The sequence below is a fragment of the Kitasatospora sp. MAA19 genome, from assembly GCF_029894125.1.
Taxonomy (GTDB): Bacteria; Actinomycetota; Actinomycetes; order Streptomycetales; family Streptomycetaceae; genus Kitasatospora.
The window spans coordinates 1-18,693 of sequence record NZ_JARXYZ010000064.1 but is presented as its reverse complement, the minus strand read 5'-3'; the positions used below and the strand labels follow the sequence as shown (position 1 = coordinate 18,693).

Annotated in this window: 17 protein-coding genes and 3 pseudogenes; 14 read left to right on the top strand and 6 right to left on the bottom strand. The window is 71.0% G+C overall.

Annotation, left to right across the window (positions count from 1 at the left end):
* Nucleotides 1-96 precede the first annotated feature (96 nt).
* Nucleotides 97-537 (bottom strand): annotated as a pseudogene (locus tag P3T27_RS40335) (HNH endonuclease); the annotation flags it as partial.
* Between the two features lie 294 nt (nucleotides 538-831).
* Between P3T27_RS40335 and P3T27_RS40330 the strand changes: the two are divergent.
* On the top strand, nucleotides 832-1,005 hold the full coding sequence (locus P3T27_RS40330; protein WP_280686357.1) for a hypothetical protein: 174 nt from the start codon (nucleotides 832-834) through the stop codon (nucleotides 1,003-1,005).
* Nucleotides 1,006-1,265: 260 nt separating this feature from the next.
* Here P3T27_RS40330 and P3T27_RS40325 read toward each other — a convergent pair whose 3' ends face one another.
* From P3T27_RS40325 to P3T27_RS40310, 4 genes are all read right to left on the bottom strand, one after another.
* Nucleotides 1,266-1,805 carry a hypothetical protein gene (locus tag P3T27_RS40325; RefSeq protein ID WP_280686356.1) on the bottom strand — a complete coding sequence of 180 codons (540 nt, stop codon included), beginning with the start codon at nucleotides 1,803-1,805 and terminating at the stop codon, nucleotides 1,266-1,268.
* Between the two features lie 24 nt (nucleotides 1,806-1,829).
* Complete coding sequence (locus tag P3T27_RS40320; protein ID WP_280686355.1) at nucleotides 1,830-2,360, bottom strand: hypothetical protein; 531 nt, start codon at nucleotides 2,358-2,360, stop codon at nucleotides 1,830-1,832.
* Nucleotides 2,357-3,295, bottom strand: coding sequence for a DUF6192 family protein (locus tag P3T27_RS40315; protein ID WP_280686354.1), 939 nt, complete (start codon nucleotides 3,293-3,295; stop codon nucleotides 2,357-2,359). Before P3T27_RS40315 ends, P3T27_RS40320 begins: the two co-directional genes overlap by 4 nt.
* A gap of 450 nt (nucleotides 3,296-3,745) precedes the next feature.
* Nucleotides 3,746-4,330, bottom strand: a complete 585-nt coding sequence (locus P3T27_RS40310; protein ID WP_280686353.1) for a helix-turn-helix transcriptional regulator — start codon at nucleotides 4,328-4,330, stop codon at nucleotides 3,746-3,748.
* A 532-nt stretch (nucleotides 4,331-4,862) separates the two neighbouring features.
* Here P3T27_RS40310 and P3T27_RS40305 point away from each other — a divergent pair.
* From P3T27_RS40305 to P3T27_RS40245, 13 genes and pseudogenes are all read left to right on the top strand, one after another.
* Complete coding sequence (locus P3T27_RS40305) at nucleotides 4,863-5,501, top strand: hypothetical protein (protein ID WP_280686352.1); 639 nt, start codon at nucleotides 4,863-4,865, stop codon at nucleotides 5,499-5,501.
* Between the two features lie 13 nt (nucleotides 5,502-5,514).
* Complete coding sequence (locus P3T27_RS40300) at nucleotides 5,515-5,667, top strand: hypothetical protein (RefSeq protein ID WP_280686351.1); 153 nt, start codon at nucleotides 5,515-5,517, stop codon at nucleotides 5,665-5,667.
* 7 nt (nucleotides 5,668-5,674) lie between these two features.
* Nucleotides 5,675-7,906, top strand: a complete 2,232-nt coding sequence (locus P3T27_RS40295) for a hypothetical protein (protein WP_280686350.1) — start codon at nucleotides 5,675-5,677, stop codon at nucleotides 7,904-7,906.
* 85 nt (nucleotides 7,907-7,991) lie between these two features.
* Nucleotides 7,992-8,621 (top strand): hypothetical protein, encoded by a 630-nt coding sequence (locus P3T27_RS40290; protein ID WP_280686349.1) that lies wholly within the window; start codon nucleotides 7,992-7,994, stop codon nucleotides 8,619-8,621.
* 34 nt (nucleotides 8,622-8,655) lie between these two features.
* Nucleotides 8,656-9,363, top strand: coding sequence for a helix-turn-helix domain containing protein (locus P3T27_RS40285; protein WP_280686348.1), 708 nt, complete (start codon nucleotides 8,656-8,658; stop codon nucleotides 9,361-9,363).
* Entirely contained in the window at nucleotides 9,360-9,791 is a 432-nt protein-coding gene (locus tag P3T27_RS40280; RefSeq protein WP_280686347.1) for a hypothetical protein, read from the top strand. Before P3T27_RS40285 ends, P3T27_RS40280 begins: the two co-directional genes overlap by 4 nt.
* Nucleotides 9,792-9,860: 69 nt before the next feature.
* Nucleotides 9,861-12,206, top strand: a complete 2,346-nt coding sequence (locus P3T27_RS40275; protein ID WP_280686346.1) for a DEAD/DEAH box helicase — start codon at nucleotides 9,861-9,863, stop codon at nucleotides 12,204-12,206.
* Nucleotides 12,207-12,258: 52 nt separating this feature from the next.
* A complete protein-coding gene (locus tag P3T27_RS40270) occupies nucleotides 12,259-12,609 on the top strand; it encodes a hypothetical protein (protein WP_280686345.1) in 351 nt (116 codons plus the stop codon).
* 89 nt (nucleotides 12,610-12,698) lie between these two features.
* A complete protein-coding gene (locus P3T27_RS40265) occupies nucleotides 12,699-13,715 on the top strand; it encodes a hypothetical protein (protein ID WP_280686344.1) in 1,017 nt (338 codons plus the stop codon).
* Nucleotides 13,716-14,206: 491 nt separating this feature from the next.
* Nucleotides 14,207-16,189, top strand: coding sequence for a hypothetical protein (locus tag P3T27_RS40260; RefSeq protein WP_280686343.1), 1,983 nt, complete (start codon nucleotides 14,207-14,209; stop codon nucleotides 16,187-16,189).
* 95 nt (nucleotides 16,190-16,284) lie between these two features.
* The gene (locus P3T27_RS40255; RefSeq protein ID WP_280686342.1) at nucleotides 16,285-16,638 is read left to right on the top strand and encodes a hypothetical protein; all 354 of its coding nucleotides are present in this window, start codon (nucleotides 16,285-16,287) and stop codon (nucleotides 16,636-16,638) included.
* Nucleotides 16,639-16,716: 78 nt separating this feature from the next.
* Nucleotides 16,717-17,676, top strand: coding sequence for a replication-relaxation family protein (locus tag P3T27_RS40250; RefSeq protein WP_280686341.1), 960 nt, complete (start codon nucleotides 16,717-16,719; stop codon nucleotides 17,674-17,676).
* Between the two features lie 39 nt (nucleotides 17,677-17,715).
* Nucleotides 17,716-18,435, top strand: a pseudogene (locus tag P3T27_RS40245) (IS6 family transposase).
* Nucleotides 18,436-18,517: 82 nt separating this feature from the next.
* On the opposite strand, the pseudogene P3T27_RS41140 reads toward P3T27_RS40245, so the two are convergent.
* Nucleotides 18,518-18,592: pseudogene (locus P3T27_RS41140) on the bottom strand (glyoxalase/bleomycin resistance/dioxygenase family protein); the annotation flags it as partial.
* Between the last annotated feature and the right edge of the window lie 101 nt (nucleotides 18,593-18,693).

Sequence of the window (18,693 nt, the reverse complement as noted above, 5' to 3'; positions counted from 1 at the left end):
CAACATCACCCACCCCCCGGCCAGCACGTCAGTTCATCGAACGATCACACGAACGAGCGATCCCCAACCATGAGTAAAGGGACTTAACGTCCTCTTACTGCGCCAAGCGTTCGCAAGTGGCACGACGTGGTCGACGTCAAGATCCTTTGAGTTGGTGAAGGTCTTGTCGTCGTACGGGCTCACCCAAGTGCCCGAAACGGCCTGGCACTTCTCGTTCTGGACGACGTCCTGGCCGTCACGCTGGAGGACGACCTCGCGGGTGTCGCACTCCCCGTACTGCTTGATCCAGTGAGGGAACTTGGTACGGCTGTAGCCCTCCATTGAGTGCGACTCGGCCACGGTCAGGCCGGCCAGCTCCCCGCGTGCCACATCGACGGGCGGGGGCTCGGGCAGCGCGCGGTGCGTGGCCGTCGCCGTCGCCGTGGCCGCGGCGGGGGCGGTGGTGTTAGCAAAGGCGGGGCCTGCGGCGGGCAAGGCGGTCAGGACGAGCGTCGCGAGGACGGTGGTGGCGCGGCGCCACGCGGTAGTGGTGATCATGGTCAAGCTGTACCGGCCCCGGGTGTCGGGTGACGGCTATTCAAGCGGCTGTTCACCTGAACAGCGGCGCGTCAACCGTCCAAGGTTGACGCCGAGGGTCAGTACCTCAGCGAGGTGAGAGGGGCTCTGTGCCGGGTGTGCAACGGCCGACTGGACGGCTGCCAGTTGCTGCCCAGGTGCTGCGGCTGCGTGCCCTGGCCGAGGCCCGGTGCCGGACAAAACGATTCGGCTTCTCCCTCCGGCGCCCTGCATGATGTCGGCGTCGCCGCATCTGTCGAATCGACCGAGGCGCACGTGTACCTGTCTGTGCCCGAGCCCGCCACCATCTCGACCGCCGCGCCGTGGTGGCCTACGGCGATCGGCGCCGTGCCGATCGCAGCCGTCACCACCGTCGCTGCCCGCAGTGCCGACCGCCGCCGCGACGCCCGAGAGGTCCTCAAGGTCCTCGTGCGTCGCCACGCCCGCTAGCCCTCGGCGACGGATGAATCAACCCGGGCACGGACACCCGGGTGGGTGTCCGTGCCCGCAGTGTGTACCGCTCGTTGAACCCTCGCCGGCAGACAACTGGGTACGCAGGCAGGGCCGGCTGACCTATGTGCGACATCCTGGTGGAGCCAAAGCTCTGTGTCGCCCTCGCGGTCAGGAGCATCGACAACAGCGGGTCGCCCGCCGCATGTTCTGCTTCACCACCACAACGAGGACTTCGACCTTGCCAGGGCGTGTGAGCCTTAGCCGGACGACTTGCGCCGCGGTGTTGCAAAGGAGCGGGACTTGGCCATGGCGCGGGTCAGGTCGTGCGTGAACTGATTGGCGGAGTCAAGAGCCTGCCGCGCCGCGCGTGAGTTGGCGCGTGTGTGCCGGCGGAGTCGGTAGCAGTTGATCAGGTTGCCAGCGGCGAGCGCTCCGTTGCATGCGGCATCGATCAGTGGATCGTCGTCTTCGATGAGAGTGAGTTCGGTGGCGGTTCGGACCAACCGGAGCGTAAGGAGCTTGAGCTCAATCTCGCGACTTTCTGAAGAGCTGACCAGCCCCTGGTATCCAGCGAGGAGGTCGCTTAGCCCCTCGGGCGGATCCTGGTCGGGGTCCGCCAGCTGGGCGGCGTCGAGCTCGGCCTTGGCCAGCAGGACCCCGAGGAGAAGCGGTGCGTCGCGTGGTTGTGCTCCACGGGGGCGTTGCTTCGGATCCGGTACCGGGGCGGCATCCAGCTCCGTCAGGGCGCGCAACAGCTTGCGTGCACTGGCGGGACCAGGCGCTGCCGACTGGGACATGTGATCACGGCGACGTCGTAATAATCAGGTTTGAGTCGCTGTGGTTCCAGCGCGTCGCCGCCTCCTGCCAGCGCCTTTGACGGGCTTCGGCAGCGCCAGGGCGGCTTTGCGCATGCGCTCCTCCAAGCGGAGCATGTGCCCGATCTCGTCCTGGTACATCGCCAGCACGTCATAGTTGGCGACCTGGTCACCGAGCGGGTTGATCCATCCAGACAGGAGCCGGCGCAGTTCGGTGTTGATGCAGTGCAGGCGCCAGCCCACGCTCTCGGCGATCTTTGCGGGATCGGTAGTGATCATGTAGCCGCCTCGGAAGGCGAGGAACGCTAGTCCCTTCTCCAGGGTGACGTGATCGCGTATGTAGGCCTTCAGCCGTGAGAACTGGCTGTCGGTGGCGTGGATTTCGGTGGTGATCGTCTCCTTGGAGACCAGTGCGTCCTCGCCGGCTCGCTCAAGGATGCGCCAGGTGAGCTCGGCAAGGTGCTGGCTGGATACGGGGGGTGTGCGGTGCGGCCGGCCGGGCGCCGGGTCCGCGGCTAGGGTGCGACGGGGGGTCATTCAAGGTCATCGCCTTCGCCGAGGATCCTTGCCAGTTCATCGTCCATGGACTTCTCGCCGGTGGTTACGACTGTGTCGCACCAGTCGAGGGCGGCGCGGATGCGCCGGTGGTTGTCCAGGATGGCCCGGACCTCTCGGTCGGTGAACTCTGCTATGTGCAGGTTAGGGATCAGTCTCTGCATCTCGACCAGGAACGTGGTGCCCATGCCGATCAGCTCAAGCACCTCGGCGGAGGCCCGGGTGTAGTCCACCGCCGGTTCACGACGGCGCACCTCGCGCACGGGCTCCTCGACTTCCTCCTCCTGCTCGTGCTCGTGGGCTGCAGTGAAACGGGCCTGGGCGGCCTGGAGACGCTGTTCATGATGGGCTCGGTAGACGATCCGCTGGGTCTCGCGGTTCGCCATCACCTGATGGGCCACGTTCGGGCGCTTCAGCATCTCGGAGACTGCCTCGGCGGCGTACTCGTCCTGGTTCAGCAACGTGCGAACCCGGTCCAGCTTCTCCGTCTTCGTCAGCGGTCTGTTCGGCAGTCGGCCAGCGAATCGGAGCGCCTTGTCCTCGGTCCAACGCTCTCCGTCAGGCGGGTTGTGGATCACATCGAAGCGGTCTTCAACAGCGTCGAGCGACCGGTGGATCGACCACGACACGCCGGGCGCGCGCTTGTCCGGCGGCCACGCCGTCGATTGGTGCCGGTACTCGATCAAGGTGTGGACGTTGATGCCGATCTCGTCTGCGAAGCGATCCAGCACCATGAAAACGCCGCGGTTGCCGGCCTCCCGGCCAAGGGCGGGGATCATTTTTAGGGTCAGGTCACCGAGCCGGAACTGGATGCTGCTGCCTTCCTCGACGAGGTCACGCCCCTGGCGCACGTACCGCACCCACTGGCGATCGGTGAACTGCTTGGGGAACGGACTCTCGATCGTCTTCGCGGGCATCTCGCCTCCACGGGACGCTCAGCCCAGCCGCCCGTGGACGTAGCAGCCCTAGTCGAAGGCCACCGATCCCAGGTAGGCCGGATACGAACCTATTAGTCAGTGCCATTCTCCGGGTGAATCTTCTGGAGTTCAATGGGCATGGAGCCTGCATGAAGCCTGAGAAGCGAGCCGCCCGAGCGGAAAGTTGTCCGCGGACATGCCGTGAACGACTGCCTGCCTTCCGTTGCGCAGGTGAGCGCGGTCGGGACCTTCAAGGTAGTCACGGGGGAATGGGGAAGAACGACGACGTGCCCGAGCAGCCCGCCGTTGAGGTGAAGCGCCGGATCGGCTGCTCAGGCTGCCCGTGCATGGGTGGGCGGAGCGGGACCGAGCGTTCGTCGACCTGGCGGTGCCCGTGCTGCTGAGCCGGCCCCTGACAGCGGAGCCGCATGGCCGGCACAGCGCCGAGCGTCAGCGCGACTGACGCGGACCCGACCGCCTTCCTGGACGGCGGGGAGCTCGCTTGAGCATCCGCTCCACCTTTGCGGCCCACTGCGGGTCGGCCGCGCGGATTCGCTGCCACCGCTGCTCGCGCAGCATCGGCCAGTACTCCTCGGTGCGGCGGAGGGCGGCCAGCAGCCGCTCGGGGGTGGTGCCGAAGGCTGGCGCGGCCCAGTCGTCCCAGGCGATCCACTCGTCCCGCGCGCGGTCGTAGTGGGCGCGGGTGCCACGGCGCCCGGTGGTCTCCAGCTGTCGGTAGGTCTCCCCAGCGATGCCGAGCGCCCGGGCCATCTCGGCGCGGCTGCGGCCGGCGAAAACCCGCAGGTGGACCAGGCGCTCCTGCTCGATGGTGCACAGGTCCGCCGGGGCAACGCCGACCGCCTTCGCCAACCCGGGCAACAGCTCCGGCCGGGGAACCCGGCTACCGGCGAGGTAGAGGCTCACCGCCCGCTTGGTCACGCCGACCTCGCGGGCGATCCGGGCAACCGAGGCGCCGGCGGCGGTGCGGGCGGCCCGCAGCTTCGCCGCGTCGAAGCCGTACGGGAACGTGCTCACACCCGTCTCCTACCCGATCTCGTATACGAAAGTTCGTTCGCCATGAACGATCGGCGCAAGGCCGTGGCGGCTGAAGGTCCGTTCAGGGCTGAACGAACCTTCACCCCGTCGCCGTGCCGACGGTGTGTTCACCCCCGGTTGGGTATCGGGCTGCACCGCTGCGCTCCCGGTACGTGCCTAATGTGGCTTATCCAGCCAAAGGGCCGCTGACCTGCCAATGTCCAAAGCCGACCCCAGATAGCGCTGGTTGCTGCGCTACGGCTACATGGCCGGCTGGCTGGACCTGGCGGTGCGGATCGTGCTGGAGGACCTTGCCGGTGACCTGCCGGACGCGAGGTGGGCGGTACCGAGCCGGGCCCGGCATCACTGGCTGGAGCTGTTCGCGCACTGGCGCGACCGGCGGGCCGACCCGCAGGCAGTCCGACCCGAACCAGCGAGGGGCGCTCGGCACTGCCGCGCGCCCCTTTCCTTTGGACTCCCAAAGAAGACGGGTGTAGCATTTGGTTATGTCGTACTGTTTGGTGGTTGAATCGTGAGGATCAGCATCGGCGGCGAGCGCGTGGAGGTGCCCGATGACCTGGGGCGGGCGCTGCTTGCGGCACTGCAGGAAGAGAGGCTGGTGGAGCCGCCGCAGGCCTCCGGCTTCGACGAGCTCACCGCCCTGGTCGCCCGGATCAGCCGTGTCACCCAGCATCTGAACGTGGTGAAGGAGTTGGCGATGTCCCGGGCGGACGCCACCAGCGGCTACTCAAACCGGCGCGCTCTGGGCATTGCGGCCGCGATGGCCCCCTCGCAGCTCGGCCGGGTCCTGGAGGGCCACGGGCTGCCGAGGGATCGCCGCAGCGGCGGCGTGGACCTGGTCGTCGCCTTCCGCACCACCGACGACGGCGTTCTCCATCTGGCCGCCGAGCCGGACGTGGTCGGCCTGCCCTCGTTCACCCTGCCGTTCAACCCCGCGCCGACGGAGGCGGAGCCCGCCGAGTTCGCCGGCCGGGAGCTGACCTTCTACTACCGCGCCCAGGTCCCGATCGCGGTGGCCGACCTCGGGCGCAGTGCCGGCTACACCCTGCGCCACGCCGAGCAGGGCCTGATCGCCTGCGTCACCGCGCCGGTCTTCGACGCCCTGTTCGGCGACCCCCGGATCGACCCGACCCGACCCAACGGACACTGAGGAGCAACGCCCGATGTCCGACGGCGTCACCGCTCCCGCCGACCCCGAGGACGCCCGCCTGGCGGGCCTGCTGCTCGGTACCCGCCTGCCGTCGGTTTCCGGTGGCCCGATCGCCTACGTCACCACCAGCCCGACCATCGACACCACCGCCGACGAGGGGGAGTGACCCGCTGATGGACCGTAAGACGTACACCGCCGAGCTCGCCGGCCTGCGCGAGCTGCGCACCGAGATCACGGCCGCCGAGAAGACGGTCGCGGCCGCGCAGAAGGAGCTGGACAAGCTCACCGCCCAGCGTGCGCGCCGGGTTGCCGGGCTCGCGGGGTACGAGGGCGCCCAGGCGCCGGCCATCGCGAAGGCCTCCGGGCTGTCGGTCGGCGACGTCGTGCGGATCGCCCCGCTGCTGGACCCGACCCCGGCCGCCGTCCGCGCCGCCAAGGCCGACGACCAGGCCGCCGACGCTGCGCCCGCCCCGGCGCCCGTGGCCGAGGCCGCGCCGGTCGCCGAGCCCGCCGTCGCAGTCGCCCCGGCGCTGACCCGCCCGGCTCCCGTACTCGAGCAGCAGGTCCCGGCCGTCGAGGCGCCGACCGAGGTCGAGGACCAGGCCGCCGTCGCCGAGCAGGCCGCCCCCGTCGCTGCGCCGGTCGTCCCGGCGGTTACGGTCGCTCCGGTCGCTGCCGCGCCGCGTCCGGTGGTCGAGGCCGGTCCGCGCGAGCTGCCGACCCTCCCGGAGGGCCCGGCGGGCGCGCGGTTCGAGGCGGTGACCACGGGCCTGGTATCCAAGCGCCCGAACTTCACCCAGCAGGCCCGCAGCACGGTGTTCCTGGACGCCGCGACCGGCGACCTCGCGGTCCGCGACCGCGTGGTGCGCCTGGACCTCGGCGCCCGCACGCCCGGGGAGATCCTGGACGCCGTCCTGGCGACCGCGCCCGGCACGGAGCGGATCTACATCACCGCCGGCGCCCCGTGGCACGACGGCGCCGAGCGGTACTCCACGCTCAAGGACGCGGTCGCCACGTGGCTCAACACCCCGAGCGAGCGGTGGACCACCGCCGTGGGCTCGGGCCGGGACAAGCTGGCCGGGCACTTCGTCCACCAGCGCCAGCCGGTCGGCCGCTACGCCCCCGCGACTGCCCCGGACAGCGGGACCACTGAGATCCGTTCGATGGGGGAGTGGTTCGACCCGGACGGCGCCGACGTCGTCACCTGCCGCCAGGCGTTCACGCTGCTGTGGCAGGCGCTGCGCCGGCACTGGGACGACGCGGTCCTGATGGGCTCCCCGAGCCAGACCGGCCGGGACCTGTGGTCGCGCACCGTCCCCACCACCGGCAAGTGGGCGGGCGGCTACCCGGTCCTGTCCGAGGAGCTGCGGGGCCTGCTGCACGCCACCGGCGGTCAGGGCCGCACCGAGCTGATCCTGCCGCCCCGCGTGCCGGAGCAGCTGCCCGCCCTGGTGGAGTACGACCGCACGTTCGCCTACGCGAAGCACCTGTGGAAGTCGCCGGTCGGCACCCCGCGCCGGATCACCGCCAGCGCGTTCGCCGCGATGACGGAGGCTGAGCAGACGAAGGCGCTGATGTCCTGCTCGCACTGGAACGTGCGCGTCACCGTCCCGGCCGGGTGGAACCACGTCGGCTTGCTGCCCGCCCCGGTCACCGGTGACCGCGCGTGGGTCTACCCGTCCGAGCCCGGCGCGACGTTCACGACCTGGGCTGGTGGCGCGGAGGTCCACCTCGCGCTGTCCAACCACCTGATGCCGTGGAAGGTCGAGATCCTCGGCGGCCTGCTCTTCGAGGACGGCAAGCCCTTGGATGAGTGGGGCAAGCGCCTCAAGGCCGCGTGGGCGGACCTGACCAACCTCTCGAAGCTGCACGGCGACGAGCGGCAGCGCACCGCCGCGTACCTCGCCTCCCGGGCGGTCCGGTCGGTGCTGCTGTTCGGCCTCGGCGGTTTCGCCCAGCGCCCGCGCCTGGTCTCCGGCACCACCCCGCTCGGCGAGGCGCTCCCGGCCGGGGTGGAGATCCTCGGCCAGGACAACGAGGTGGTGACCTGGCAGCGGCAAGCCGGCTTCTCCCGCGACCCCTACGCCCACCCCGAGTGGGCGGCCTACGTGTGGTCGGGGGCACGGGCGGCGCTGCTGGACATGAAGTACCGCCAGGGCAAGGAGGTCATCGCCTCCGCCGGTGCCCTGCACGCGAAGCCGGGCACGGTCGTGTACTTCGGCACGGACGGCATCGCCCTGACCGAGCGCCAGCCGTGGCCGTACCGAGGGGAGCCGGGCGACTACCTCCTCAAGGGCCACCTCACCGGCCCGGTGGAGCACCCGGTCAGCCAGGAGCAGTACCTCAAACTGCGCGGCCTGGGCCGCGCCGAACTCGCCGCTGACGTGGCGGCCGCTGGGCGGTGACTCGAACGTCTGCCCTAGGGTTGACAATCATGTCAGCCCTAGGGCAGACTTTGAGTTGCCGATACGTGACCCAGAGGAGCGCTCGATGTCCGTCACCTGTCTCACCTCGCCCGACTACACGGTGGTCGCCGAGAATGTCGCCGCCCAGGCCGTCGAGCTGACCGCCGTGACCGCGTGCATGGACACCGACCTGCACACCGTGTGGCTGGACGAGGCCGCCGCCACCATCTGGCACGCCTACCGCGACCTCGACACCGACGAGTGGGCCCTGGACCGCGAGCCGGCCGCCGAGGCCCAGCACTGGATCGAGGAGCAGCTCGTCCACGTGCTGGCCCGTCTCGCCTCCCCGGACACCAGCATCGAGTACAGCCGGCGCCCCGGGCTGGTGGAGGACGACTTGGAGGTCCTGGCCGAGCTGGAGACCGTCAAGATCACGGCCCTGCGCGCGCTCGTCGACGGCGACGCGGCCGCCGTCGACCGGATGATCCGCGGGCAGATGGACGTCCTGCGCACGCGGATCGGCCTCCTGGCCCGGCTCCGGGCGGTCAACCTCAACCAGGCCTACGGCGGCGACCGGGGCGCCCAGGCGGAAGCGTCCCGCGCGCTCGGCGTCACCCGCGAGAGCGCCCGCCGGGCTATGGACGCCGCCGACACCTACGCCGACCGCGCCCGCGCCGGAGCCGCCAAGGCTCACGAGACCGACCTGTGGAACTGACAGCCCGTCCGAGCCCGCATCTTGGAGATGACCGGTGAGTCCCGCTGACCCGCAGAACCCGAACGAAGCCGCGCGCCTCACCCAGCAGTTGCTGAACGAGGGCTACACCAAGCGCCAGGTCGCCAAGATGCTCGGCCGCGACGCCTCGCTCGTCAGCCAGTTCTTCACCAAGGGCAAGGGCAAGGCGTTCGTCAGCGCGCTGCGCCAGGTCGTCCGCGCGGTGCGCGGCGGCGAGCGAGACACCGAGGCACTCGGCGCCGTCGCCCAGGAGAACGTGGAGCGACGCCGCACCAAGACCGGGCAGAAGGCCCGAGTGCGCGGTAAGGACGTCGTGGGCGAGGCGGGCGGCAGCATGGCCGGCCGCGCGGGGAAGCAGGCCATCAAGTCCGGCGCCTCCCACCTCGCGCCCGTGGTCCACGAGACCGGCCAGGCCGGTGGCCGCCTCGCCTTCACCGTCCGGATGAAGGCCGACCAGTACGTCTACTCGGCCGGGTCGGAGAAGGACTCCGGCGGCATCCGCCGCGGCTTCATCCCGCGCTCCGACGGCACCGAGGAGCGCACCTACGGCTCCGCCTCCACCGGGGGCTTCGACGCGGCCGAGTGGTCCCAGCGCGTCGCCGACCACCACGGCGACGTCACCGAGGCCATGAAGGAATGGCTGGTGGAGACCGGCCGCGCCGCCGAGGACGCCGACATCGCCTACCTCGAAGTCCGCGGCTGGATCCCCGAGGAGAACCAGTGAGCACCAATCGCGCCCACCAGCGCAGCACCGTTCAGCGCGAAGAGCTGCGCCGCCAAGCCATCGAGCTGGAAGACAGCGGCCACACGATCAGCCAGATCGCCTGGAACCTCCGCATCTCCCCGGGCAACGCCCGCCGGCTCCTCACCACGCCTGCCCGTGGCCCCCACACGCCGAACTCGGACCGTCCCGCCTGGTTCACCGGCTCCGACGAGAAGCTCGCCCTGCTGCACCGTGCCGCCCAGGCTCGCGGCGTGGTCCTCGACCCGGCCGCACCGCCGGGCGAGGACGACGCCCAGGAGCTGACCGACGAGCTCGCCGACATCCTCCTCACCGACGACTGCTTCGACGGTGACTGGGAGACCACACCGTTCGGCGACTTGGTCGAGAGCCTGATCGACGCCCTCAACCACTACGCCTACCCCGGCTGACCCCGCCTCGGGACACCCCGCCGCCCTCCATCACTTCGCCGTCAGAGCAGCCGAAGGAGAAGCACTGCCGTGGAGACCACCACCGCCGCCACCGACGCCACCGCCGAGCAGGATGTGCCAGCCGGGCTGCGCGCCCAGGCTGGGCCGCCGCTCCCGGCGCAGCCGCTCGAAATGGCCAACCCGCTGCCGCTGCACTGGTTCCAGAAGGACGCCGTCGCGGCCGCGGTGCGTGAGGTGAAGGACGGGGGCCGGGCGACGGTGGTCGCTGCGACCGGCTCGGGCAAGACGTTGATCGCCGCGGGCTGCGCCCGGCGCCTGGCCGCGCGGGGCCGGGTGCTGGTGCTGGTGCCGACGATTGAGCTGCTGGAGCAGACCGCGGAGTCCTGGTCGCTGCGGGGCGGGCACCGGGGACTCGCGGTGGCGGCGTGTTCGCGGGAGGAGGCGCTGGAGAGCGCGGAGGCCGGCGGCCGGGTCCACGCCCGGGTGACCACGCAGGCCGCCCGGATCGCGGATCTGGTCCAAGCGGAGAAGCCCGGCGAGCCGGTCACCGTCTACGCGACCTACGCCTCGCTGGAGCGCATCGTCCAGGCCCACCGGCTGCACGGCCTGCCCGCCTGGGACCTGGTCGTCATCGACGAGGCCCACCGCACCGCCGGCTCCGACGGCAAGCCGTGGGCCGCCGTGCACGCGGACGACCAGGTCCCCGCCGCGCGCCGGCTCTACTTCACCGCCACCCCGCGCATCGTCGACGAGACCCGCATCCCCAACGAGGTCGTCGACGTCGCCGAAGGCACCGTCATCTGCTCCATGGACGACGAACGCATCTACGGCAAAACCGTGTTCACCTGGACCCTCGGCCAGGGCATCGAACACGGCTACCTCGCCGACTACCGCGTCCTCGTCCCCGTCGTCACCGACGAAGACCTGCGCGACCTCCTCAACCTCCCCGCCATCGCCGACCTGCGCACCCAGCGCTCCAACGAGGACCTGCTGCGCCTCGCCCTCCAGATCGCGGTGCTGCGCGCGGTCGCGGACCTGGAGCTGCGCCGCGTGATCACGTTCCACTCGCGGATCGCGGGTGCCCGCGCGTTCGCCGCCGGCCTGCTGGACGCCTCCGAGCTGCTGCCCGACGCGGAGCGCCCGGAGCGGATCTGGGCGAAGGCGGTGGCCGGCACCGACCGCCTGCGTGACCGCCGCGCCGCGTTCGCCGAGTTCAAGGCCCACACGGGTGAGGACGGCGAGGAGTGCGGCATCCTCGCCAACGCCCGCCTCCTGTCCGAGGGCATCGACGTCGCCGCCGTGGACGGCATCTGCTTCGCGGACCCGAAATCCTCGGTCATCGACATCGTCCAGGCCATCGGCCGCGCGCTGCGCCAGTCCTACCAGCAGGGCAAGGTCTCCTGGGTCATCATCCCGGTCTACCTGCCGACGCCAGAGGTCGGCGACGACACGGCCACCGCCCACCCGGCCGAGGTCCACGACGCCGGGGAAGCCGTGAAGGCCGAGGCCGACGCCGAGATCGAGGCCAGCTCCTTCAGCACGATCTGGCGGGTCCTGCGCGCCCTGGCCGCGCACGACGCCCGGGTGGTCGGCCGGATCACCGAACTGCGCGCCAGCCGCTCCCAGAGCACCGCGCACACCACCGCGGCCAAGCCGACCGAGGGCGAGGCCGCCGAGCCCGGGGACGGCGAGCAGCAGCCGGCCCCGGCGGAGTCGCCGATCGAGTGGCTGCGGATCAACGCGCGCCAGCACGCGGCGCGGATCCTCCAGACCGTGAAGCTGCGCGCCTTCAACCCGCGCGCCGTGGAGTGGCAGCGCATGCACGCCGTCGCCGCCAGGTTCCACATCGAGCACGGCCACCTCGACCCCACCGACAAGACGAAGCACGCCGAGCTGATCTCCTGGCTCACCCGCCAGCGCCACCTGAACGGCCAGGGCCTGCTCGACGCCGCCCGCGTCTCGGAGCTGGACGCGCTCGGCATGATCTGGTCGAAGAACGCCAACGCCTGGGAACGCGGCTACGCCTACGCGCGAGCGTTCCACCACCAGTACGGCCACCTCGCGATCCCCGCCACGGCGAAGCTGGACGACTACGCGGTGGGCGCGTGGATGCGCCGCCAGCGCAAGGCCGACAACCTCACCGCGGACCAGGTGGCCAAGCTGGACGCGCTGGACGAGCTGTGGCGGCTGGAGCCGGACTGGAACAGGTCGTACCGGCGCCTGCTGGCCTACCTCGCCGCTGGCGGAACTTTGGACGGCCCGGCGAACCGTACCGGCCTCGGCGACGACCCGGCGTTCCGTCCCGGCGCCTGGCTGCGCAAGCAGGACAAGGCCCGCAGCGACGGCAAGCTGACTGACCAGCAGGCCGCGCTCCTGGACGCCCTGGACCGGCACGCCGAGACCGTCGCCGGCTGACCCGCCCCGGAACACCTCGCCGCCCCGCTCCCGACTCCTGGAGGCACACAGGATGACCGACATCACCCCGGAGCCCACCACGAACGAAGACCGCTTCGACGAGCGGTTCCCGCTGGTGCTCTACCGCCACGACAACGGCGAGCTCATGATGCCGGTCACCCACGTCACCGCCCTGCTGCGCCACGTTGCGGAGACCGTGCGGCTGTGGCGGGTCCGGGGTCAGGTGCCGCTGGACCTGATGACCACCGCTCGGATCTACGACGCCCTGGTGCACTACGCCGCCGACCTCGACACCGCCATCGACGGCGCGCACGGGCAGTGCGACCCGGCGGACCGTACCCGGGCCGACGAGGCCGCGCGCCACCTGGACGAGGTGGCCAGCGCCTATCTCGCGGCCGGCTGACCGCTCCGCCCTGTGCAACCGCCGTCTCGGCCAACCGCGGGCCGGGACGGCCGCCCGCACCTCATTCCCGACTCCGGAGGTACCGCGCGATGACCGACACCACCCGCCCCGACCCGGACCCTGCCGCCGCCCCCGGGCGGCTGGAGCTGGCCTCGTGCAGCAGCCGTCCCGTGCCCGCCGGCCGGGACCTGGGCCGCCCGGTCCTCGACTCCCCGCTGGTGCGCGGTTCGGTGTGGCTGCGCTGGTCCGGCCACGATGGCATCCGCACCCTCCACCGCGGCGCCGGACTGGCCTGCGGCTGGACGGAGCGCGACGTCGACGGCCTGGACGGCTGGGTGGCCCTGGTCGACGGCCGGATCGTCCTCGGCGCGGGCCCGGACGGCCGCCCGCAGCCCGTTGTGCACGACGAGGCGTGGCAGGCCGGGGCGACGCTGCACACAGCCCTGGCCCAGCACCCCGCCGACCCCCAAGACCAAGACCACGACCACGACGACGACCAGGCCGACGAGGCCGGGCCCGACGACCAGGAGCACGGGCTCCTCGGCGACATCCGCCGCCGGGTCCGCCGCCGGGCCGCCGGGACGAGCCTGCGCGCCATCACCCAGTCCCTCGCCGTCATCCAGGACCACGTGCGCACCGCCGACCGCTACGCCGACACCGGGGACGAGAAGGCCGCCCTCCCGGCCGCCACCGCCCGCGACGAATGGCAGCGCATCCACGACCACGTCGCCGCCACCGCCGCCCCGCTCTACGACCCGGACCAGGACAGCGAACTCCAACGCGCGCTACAGGCCGAACACCACCGCCGCGACATCGCCGACCGTCACGCCGAAGCCGCCTACCAGGCCCACCGGACCGCCGACGCGGCCCACCGCCGCCTCGCGGGCACCGCCGCCCGGCCTCTCTACACCGCCCTCGACCGCGCTGGCCTCCACACGCTGACCGACGACGACCACCAGGCCGTCCGCGACCTCACCCACCACCTCGACCCCGCCACGCTGCGCCAGGTCACGAGCTGGCTGGAGCGCACCCGCACCGCCGCACTCGCACTGCGCGGTACCGAGCAGACCCCCGGCCGTCCCAGGGGGCGCCGAAGCCGGTTCTGACGGACCACTCGGCTGTCCCGGCCGAGCCGACCAGAAGTTCGGATGCTTGACAATCGACGACCTGTCAGGAGCTAACTGTACGATGGTGTTTGGAGCGCACCGATGTCGGTGACTCGCGCCAACCCCAACGGGCCGAGCCGGTCCGGGGTGGCCAGTACTGCGGTTCCCCTGAGGATCCTGCGGTGGCCGGGCGATGGTGATCTGTTCAAGGTGGTCGCAACGGCCCAGTGCCCCGCAGCGGCGGGGAGGCGGTACGGCGGCGGCACCGGCCTCTGCACATGCGGGAGGCGGACCCACTCCGCGTCCTGATCCGTTCGGGGACGGCGGCAAGCGTCTGCTGTCCCTGCGTACGAAAGCAGAGGTGCGGTATGTCACCGCGTCGCCCAAACCGGCCGTCGGGCCCCTTCCCTTACCTCGACGAGCCTGAGTACCGTGCTCAGTTCGTCGAAGCTGGCATCCTCGATCCCCGGTGCACCCTCGACCGGAGTGCCTTGGAGCGCTTGTCCGCCGAGGCCATCAACCTCAAGCCCTTGATCGCGACGACCGGCAACAAGACCAGCGGCATCGTCGTCACTGGCTTCAAGGACGCGGCCGTGCGCGTGGTGGAGACCGAGCACGGCACCCTCTACGAGCTGAGGGTCAAGCAGCCCGGCTTGGCCAGCGCGATCAACCAGTTCAACATCCGCTTCGCCTACGACGTGGCCCAGAGCACGACCGTGCCCTCCCCGCGTCTGGTCCCGGTCAAAGATCCGGATGGCGGCCAGCACGCGATCATGGAGGTCGAGTTCGAGTCCGAGCAGGCGCTGCTCGACCACCTGACTTTCGTCGAGGGAAGGCTGGCCGCGGCCGAGAAGGCCCGCAAGTACGACCTGAAGGCGGATCTCGAGGCCTCCGGCCAGTCCGAGCGGGCCACCTATCACGTCGTGCGCTACCGCGTCGGTGACCAGGTGTGGGACACCACCGGTGCCACGGCCGGATCGAACCGGACCCGGCACCGCCACGACCTGTTCGGGCTCCAGCCCGCAGCGGGAATCCTCGGCCTGCCCCAGCAGACTCTGGGGGGTCCTCACGGACAGCGCTGGCGCAACCCGGCCGACTGGCGGGACCGCTACACCGCGCAGCTCAACAGGCACTCCGGCATCAACCCCGATGACATCGAGATCCCGGCTGACGACGAGGAGAAGGCCAAGGACGCTCGGGAGATGCGCCGTTGGGCGCGGCTGGCGGCCTCCGCGCTCCAGGTTGCGGTAACCGACGCGGCCTTCGTCGTCGGCTACGCCCCGGTCAAGGGGAGCCGCCCGGACTTCGACGCGGCCCTGGCATCGACCAACCTGCGCACCCACCTGCACGGCCCGCTCGACTTCTCCGGCACCAACCAGGCTATGGCCTCCGGACGGAAGCTGACGGACCGCGCGTTCGCCGACAACGCGATCACGGTGACGGAGCACGCCGTCCTCACCGGCGTGAAGGCGGCGGCGGAACTCCACGAGGACCCGCGCGAGGCAGTGGCCGCACTCGTGCGCCTGGTCGACCGGGTCGTCTTCCCCACCGACACCCCCAGTCTGCGCAGGACGACGAAGGTCTTGGTCGAGCCGTCGCCGTCGCAGCTGACCGCCAAGCACGCAGCCAACAGGGCCGAGATCCGCAGCGCGCTGCTCACCGCGGCTGTCGGCGGTGTGGACCTGCCGGCGGCCGCGATGGACACCCCCCACCAGAAGGTGGTCCGCAAGGGCATCGCCACCACCGGGCTCTCCGTCACCGAGCTGATCGCCGCGGCGACGTCCGCCGAGCCGAGCGGCGGCCGCGAGACGGCGCGCATGGAGCTGGCGCACCTGGCCGTTCCCGGGCTGGTCAACGGCAAGGTGCTGCTCGGCTCGTACGGCTCGACCGGTGACCGCCGGGCGGTGACCACCAAGCTGGCCGCAGCCCGGATCACCGATGACGGCGTCCGGCTGTTCATCGAGGCGATCGACGCCTTCGCCGAGGTGATGCAGCTCCGTGCCGGCCGGGCAGCTCCGCCTCGGCCCGGGGCTGCCACGGGCCGCCTGCGCCGCGTGTCCGGTGGTGACGTTGTCACCACCGACGCGGCCAAGCCGGCCGACTCGGAATGGTTCACCAGCCAGTGGCCGGTGGAGAGCGACGACTCGGGCAGCGGGACGGGCACGTCGTCCGGGCTCTCCCTCGGTGAGCAGTGGGCGGAGAAGCTCAAGGACACCACCGGCCTGGTGGAGAACGCGAAGAAGGCAGCCTTGGCCGTGGCCAAGCACTTCGAGGCGATGCACTCCCTGGTGGGCCCGGGCAGGGAGATGACCGCCGACGAGCGCCAGGACTGGCAGGACGAGCTCGACAAGATCGAGCCCATCGTAGAGAAGGCCGGGAAGCACCTGGGCAAGTTGCGTTACCGGCCGACCGACACCGCCCTGACGACCGGCAGCATCGAGGACTTCGCCTTCGGGACGGAGGACTCCGAGTGAGCCACGTCGTGCCCGGGCAGCGCACACCGCGGGCCGTTGCCCCATCGCCGGGTCCCGTCCTCCTCCGTCCGCAGGTCCCGCTCCTTGCTCGCGCCTTGGGCAGCTACAGCAGTTGCGACCCGTACTGGTCGTTGGTGGACACTGCCGAGGCGTTCGCCCCAGGCCTCTACCTCGTGGTCGACGCCGAGGGCCGGATTGTCTGGCTCGGTATGGCGGCAGGCGACCAGGGCGTGACCGGGCGGATCAACTCGCACCTGGCCGAGCCGTGGAAGCGTGCCGTCTTCCACCGGGTCTGGGCCGCTCCGGCCCACGACCACATCTCCCGCCCCGCTCTGGAAGCCGCCGAGGGTTGGGCCGCCGACGCGCTGGACTTGCGTACCCGGATGCCGCACCGCACCTGGCCGCCGTCCGCCGCCTGGCCCACTCTCATCGGCCAGCACGCCGCTTGACCCGGTGGTGAGCGGGTCCGGGCACACCATAGTCCCGGGCCCGCTCACCACCATGATGGGCAAATCCGCCGCCTGTCCGTGAGCACCCCTCAGCGCCCTGCCCCGCCCGACGACAACGACGACCAGGCCGCCGCCGTCGAACTGGCCGGTCCGTCCCGGCAGGGACGGACCGCGTACCGGCGCGGCGCCGCCAACCCGAACGGCTCGACCACGAGCCTGCGTGCCGACGCCATTGGCGTTCTCAAGGTCGCCACCGCCGACCAGCTCCAGCGCCTGCTGCGCCCGCATGCCACGTCGAACAAGGCGCTGCGCCAGGCGCTGGGCGACCTCTACCTCCACGGCCTGGTCGCCTCGGACGGCAACACCGCCGCCCGGTACAAGACGTGGCGGCTGGAAGGTACGGCTGGTCTGGACGCGGCTGGGCACGTCCTCGGGCTCCCCCGAGCCGAGATGGGCTCCACCGCGCGGGGCGCGGGAGCCTCCGGGGCGCCGCAGTTCGCCCTGCCGGGCGGCAGGCGCAAGGTGCGCCCGGACGCGGTGCTCCAGGCCCCGGAGATCGGGGTGCCCGTTCTGATGGTCGAGGTCGACCGCTCGACCACGGCCCCGGCCTGGGTGGCGGCGAAGTTCGCCGGCTACCGCGAGCTGTTCCGGACCAGGGCGAAGGACAACGGCCCGGCGCTGGCCGAGGAGGAGGCCTCCGAGCGGATGGTCCACTGGTGGCGCCGGGCCTACCCGGGGCACACCCGTGAGGGCTACCCGCCCGTGGCGCTGGTCCTCACCGGCGCCAGTGCGACGACGCTGAACAACCGGGCTGCCGCGATCGGCGACCTGGCCGCCGAGTTCTGGCGCGGCCGGCACCACCGCACCCGGTACCCGGATGACTGGTGGCGGGACTACGCCGACGCCGTCCCCGTCCTGGTTGCCTCGCTCGACAAGCTCGCCGAGCTCGGCCCGATGGGCCCGGTCTGGTGGCGCTACGGCCGCGAGGGCCTCCACTGCCTCACCGACGCCGGTGCTGTCACGTTGATCGGTGAGTGAGATGATCTTCGGGTTGGTCGTGGCTGGGAAGGGCCTGTAGTGGAGAGCGCTTCGCCGTCGTACAGGGGCCACCGGTACCCGGTGGGGATCATCGCGCACGGCGTGTGGCTGTACTTCCGGTTCCCGCTCAGCTTCCGCGAGGTCGAGGAGCTGATGCTCCAACGCGGTGCCATCGTCTCCCACGAGACGATCCGCCGCTGATGCCTGAAGTTCGGGCACGCCTACGCCGACGGGCTGCGCCGCCGCCGGCCGCGCTCCGGTGACAAATGACATCGCGACGAGGTCTTCGTCAAGATCAACGGCGAACGGCGGTACCTGTGGCGGGCTGTCGACCAGCACGGCGACGTCCTGGACATCCTGGTCCAGTCGAAGCGGGACACGAGAGCCGCCAAGCGGTTCCTGGCCAGGCTCATGAAGAAGCGGAGCCGTGTGCCGCGGGTACTGGTCACGGACAAGCTCAAGAGCTACGGCGTCGCCCACCGCGAGCTCATGACCTCGGCCGAGCACCGCTCGCACAAGGGCTTGAACAACCGCGCCGAGAACTCCCACCAGCCCACCAGGCAACGCGAACGCGCCATGAAGGGCTTCCGCTCACCCGGCGCCGCCCAACGGTTCCCGTCCGCGTTCAGCGGCATCTCACCCCACTTCCGACCCCGCCGCCACCTGATGGCCGCCACCGGCTACCGAGCCGAGATGACCGTCCGCTTCACCATCTGGGATCACGTCACCGGAGCCGCCAGCCCGCCCACCACGGCCTGAACACACAGCTGCAACCCGGCCCCACCACACCCCGACACACCCTCAGGCACTCTCGCACCCAACAACGTGACAATGCCTATTCCAGGGCTGCGGCCCAGAAGTCCGCGAGTGCCGGTGCGTCATGGGCGTCGATGACCAGCTTCCAGTGCAATGCCATGGCCCACTTAGGGCGTCCGCCAGTAGGTCATCGGATGCGGGGGCTTCGAGGCCGGGTGTCCCAGCGGTAGAGGGTCCAAGCCCGTCGGATTAGGCAGCGGA

Excerpts from the sequence above, each read along its gene's own strand:
- P3T27_RS40325 (WP_280686356.1), bottom strand. The coding sequence starts at position 1,805 with ATGTCCCAGTCGGCAGCGCCTGGTCCCGCCAGTGCACGCAAGCTGTTG.
- P3T27_RS40320 (WP_280686355.1), bottom strand. The coding sequence starts at position 2,360 with ATGACCCCCCGTCGCACCCTAGCCGCGGACCCGGCGCCCGGCCGGCCG.
- P3T27_RS40315 (WP_280686354.1), bottom strand. The coding sequence starts at position 3,295 with ATGCCCGCGAAGACGATCGAGAGTCCGTTCCCCAAGCAGTTCACCGAT.
- P3T27_RS40300 (WP_280686351.1), top strand. The coding sequence starts at position 5,515 with ATGTCCGACGGCGTCACCGCTCCCGCCGACCCCGAGGACGCCCGCCTG.
- P3T27_RS40295 (WP_280686350.1), top strand. The coding sequence starts at position 5,675 with ATGGACCGTAAGACGTACACCGCCGAGCTCGCCGGCCTGCGCGAGCTG.
- P3T27_RS40290 (WP_280686349.1), top strand. The coding sequence starts at position 7,992 with ATGTCCGTCACCTGTCTCACCTCGCCCGACTACACGGTGGTCGCCGAG.
- P3T27_RS40270 (WP_280686345.1), top strand. The coding sequence starts at position 12,259 with ATGACCGACATCACCCCGGAGCCCACCACGAACGAAGACCGCTTCGAC.
- P3T27_RS40265 (WP_280686344.1), top strand. The coding sequence starts at position 12,699 with ATGACCGACACCACCCGCCCCGACCCGGACCCTGCCGCCGCCCCCGGG.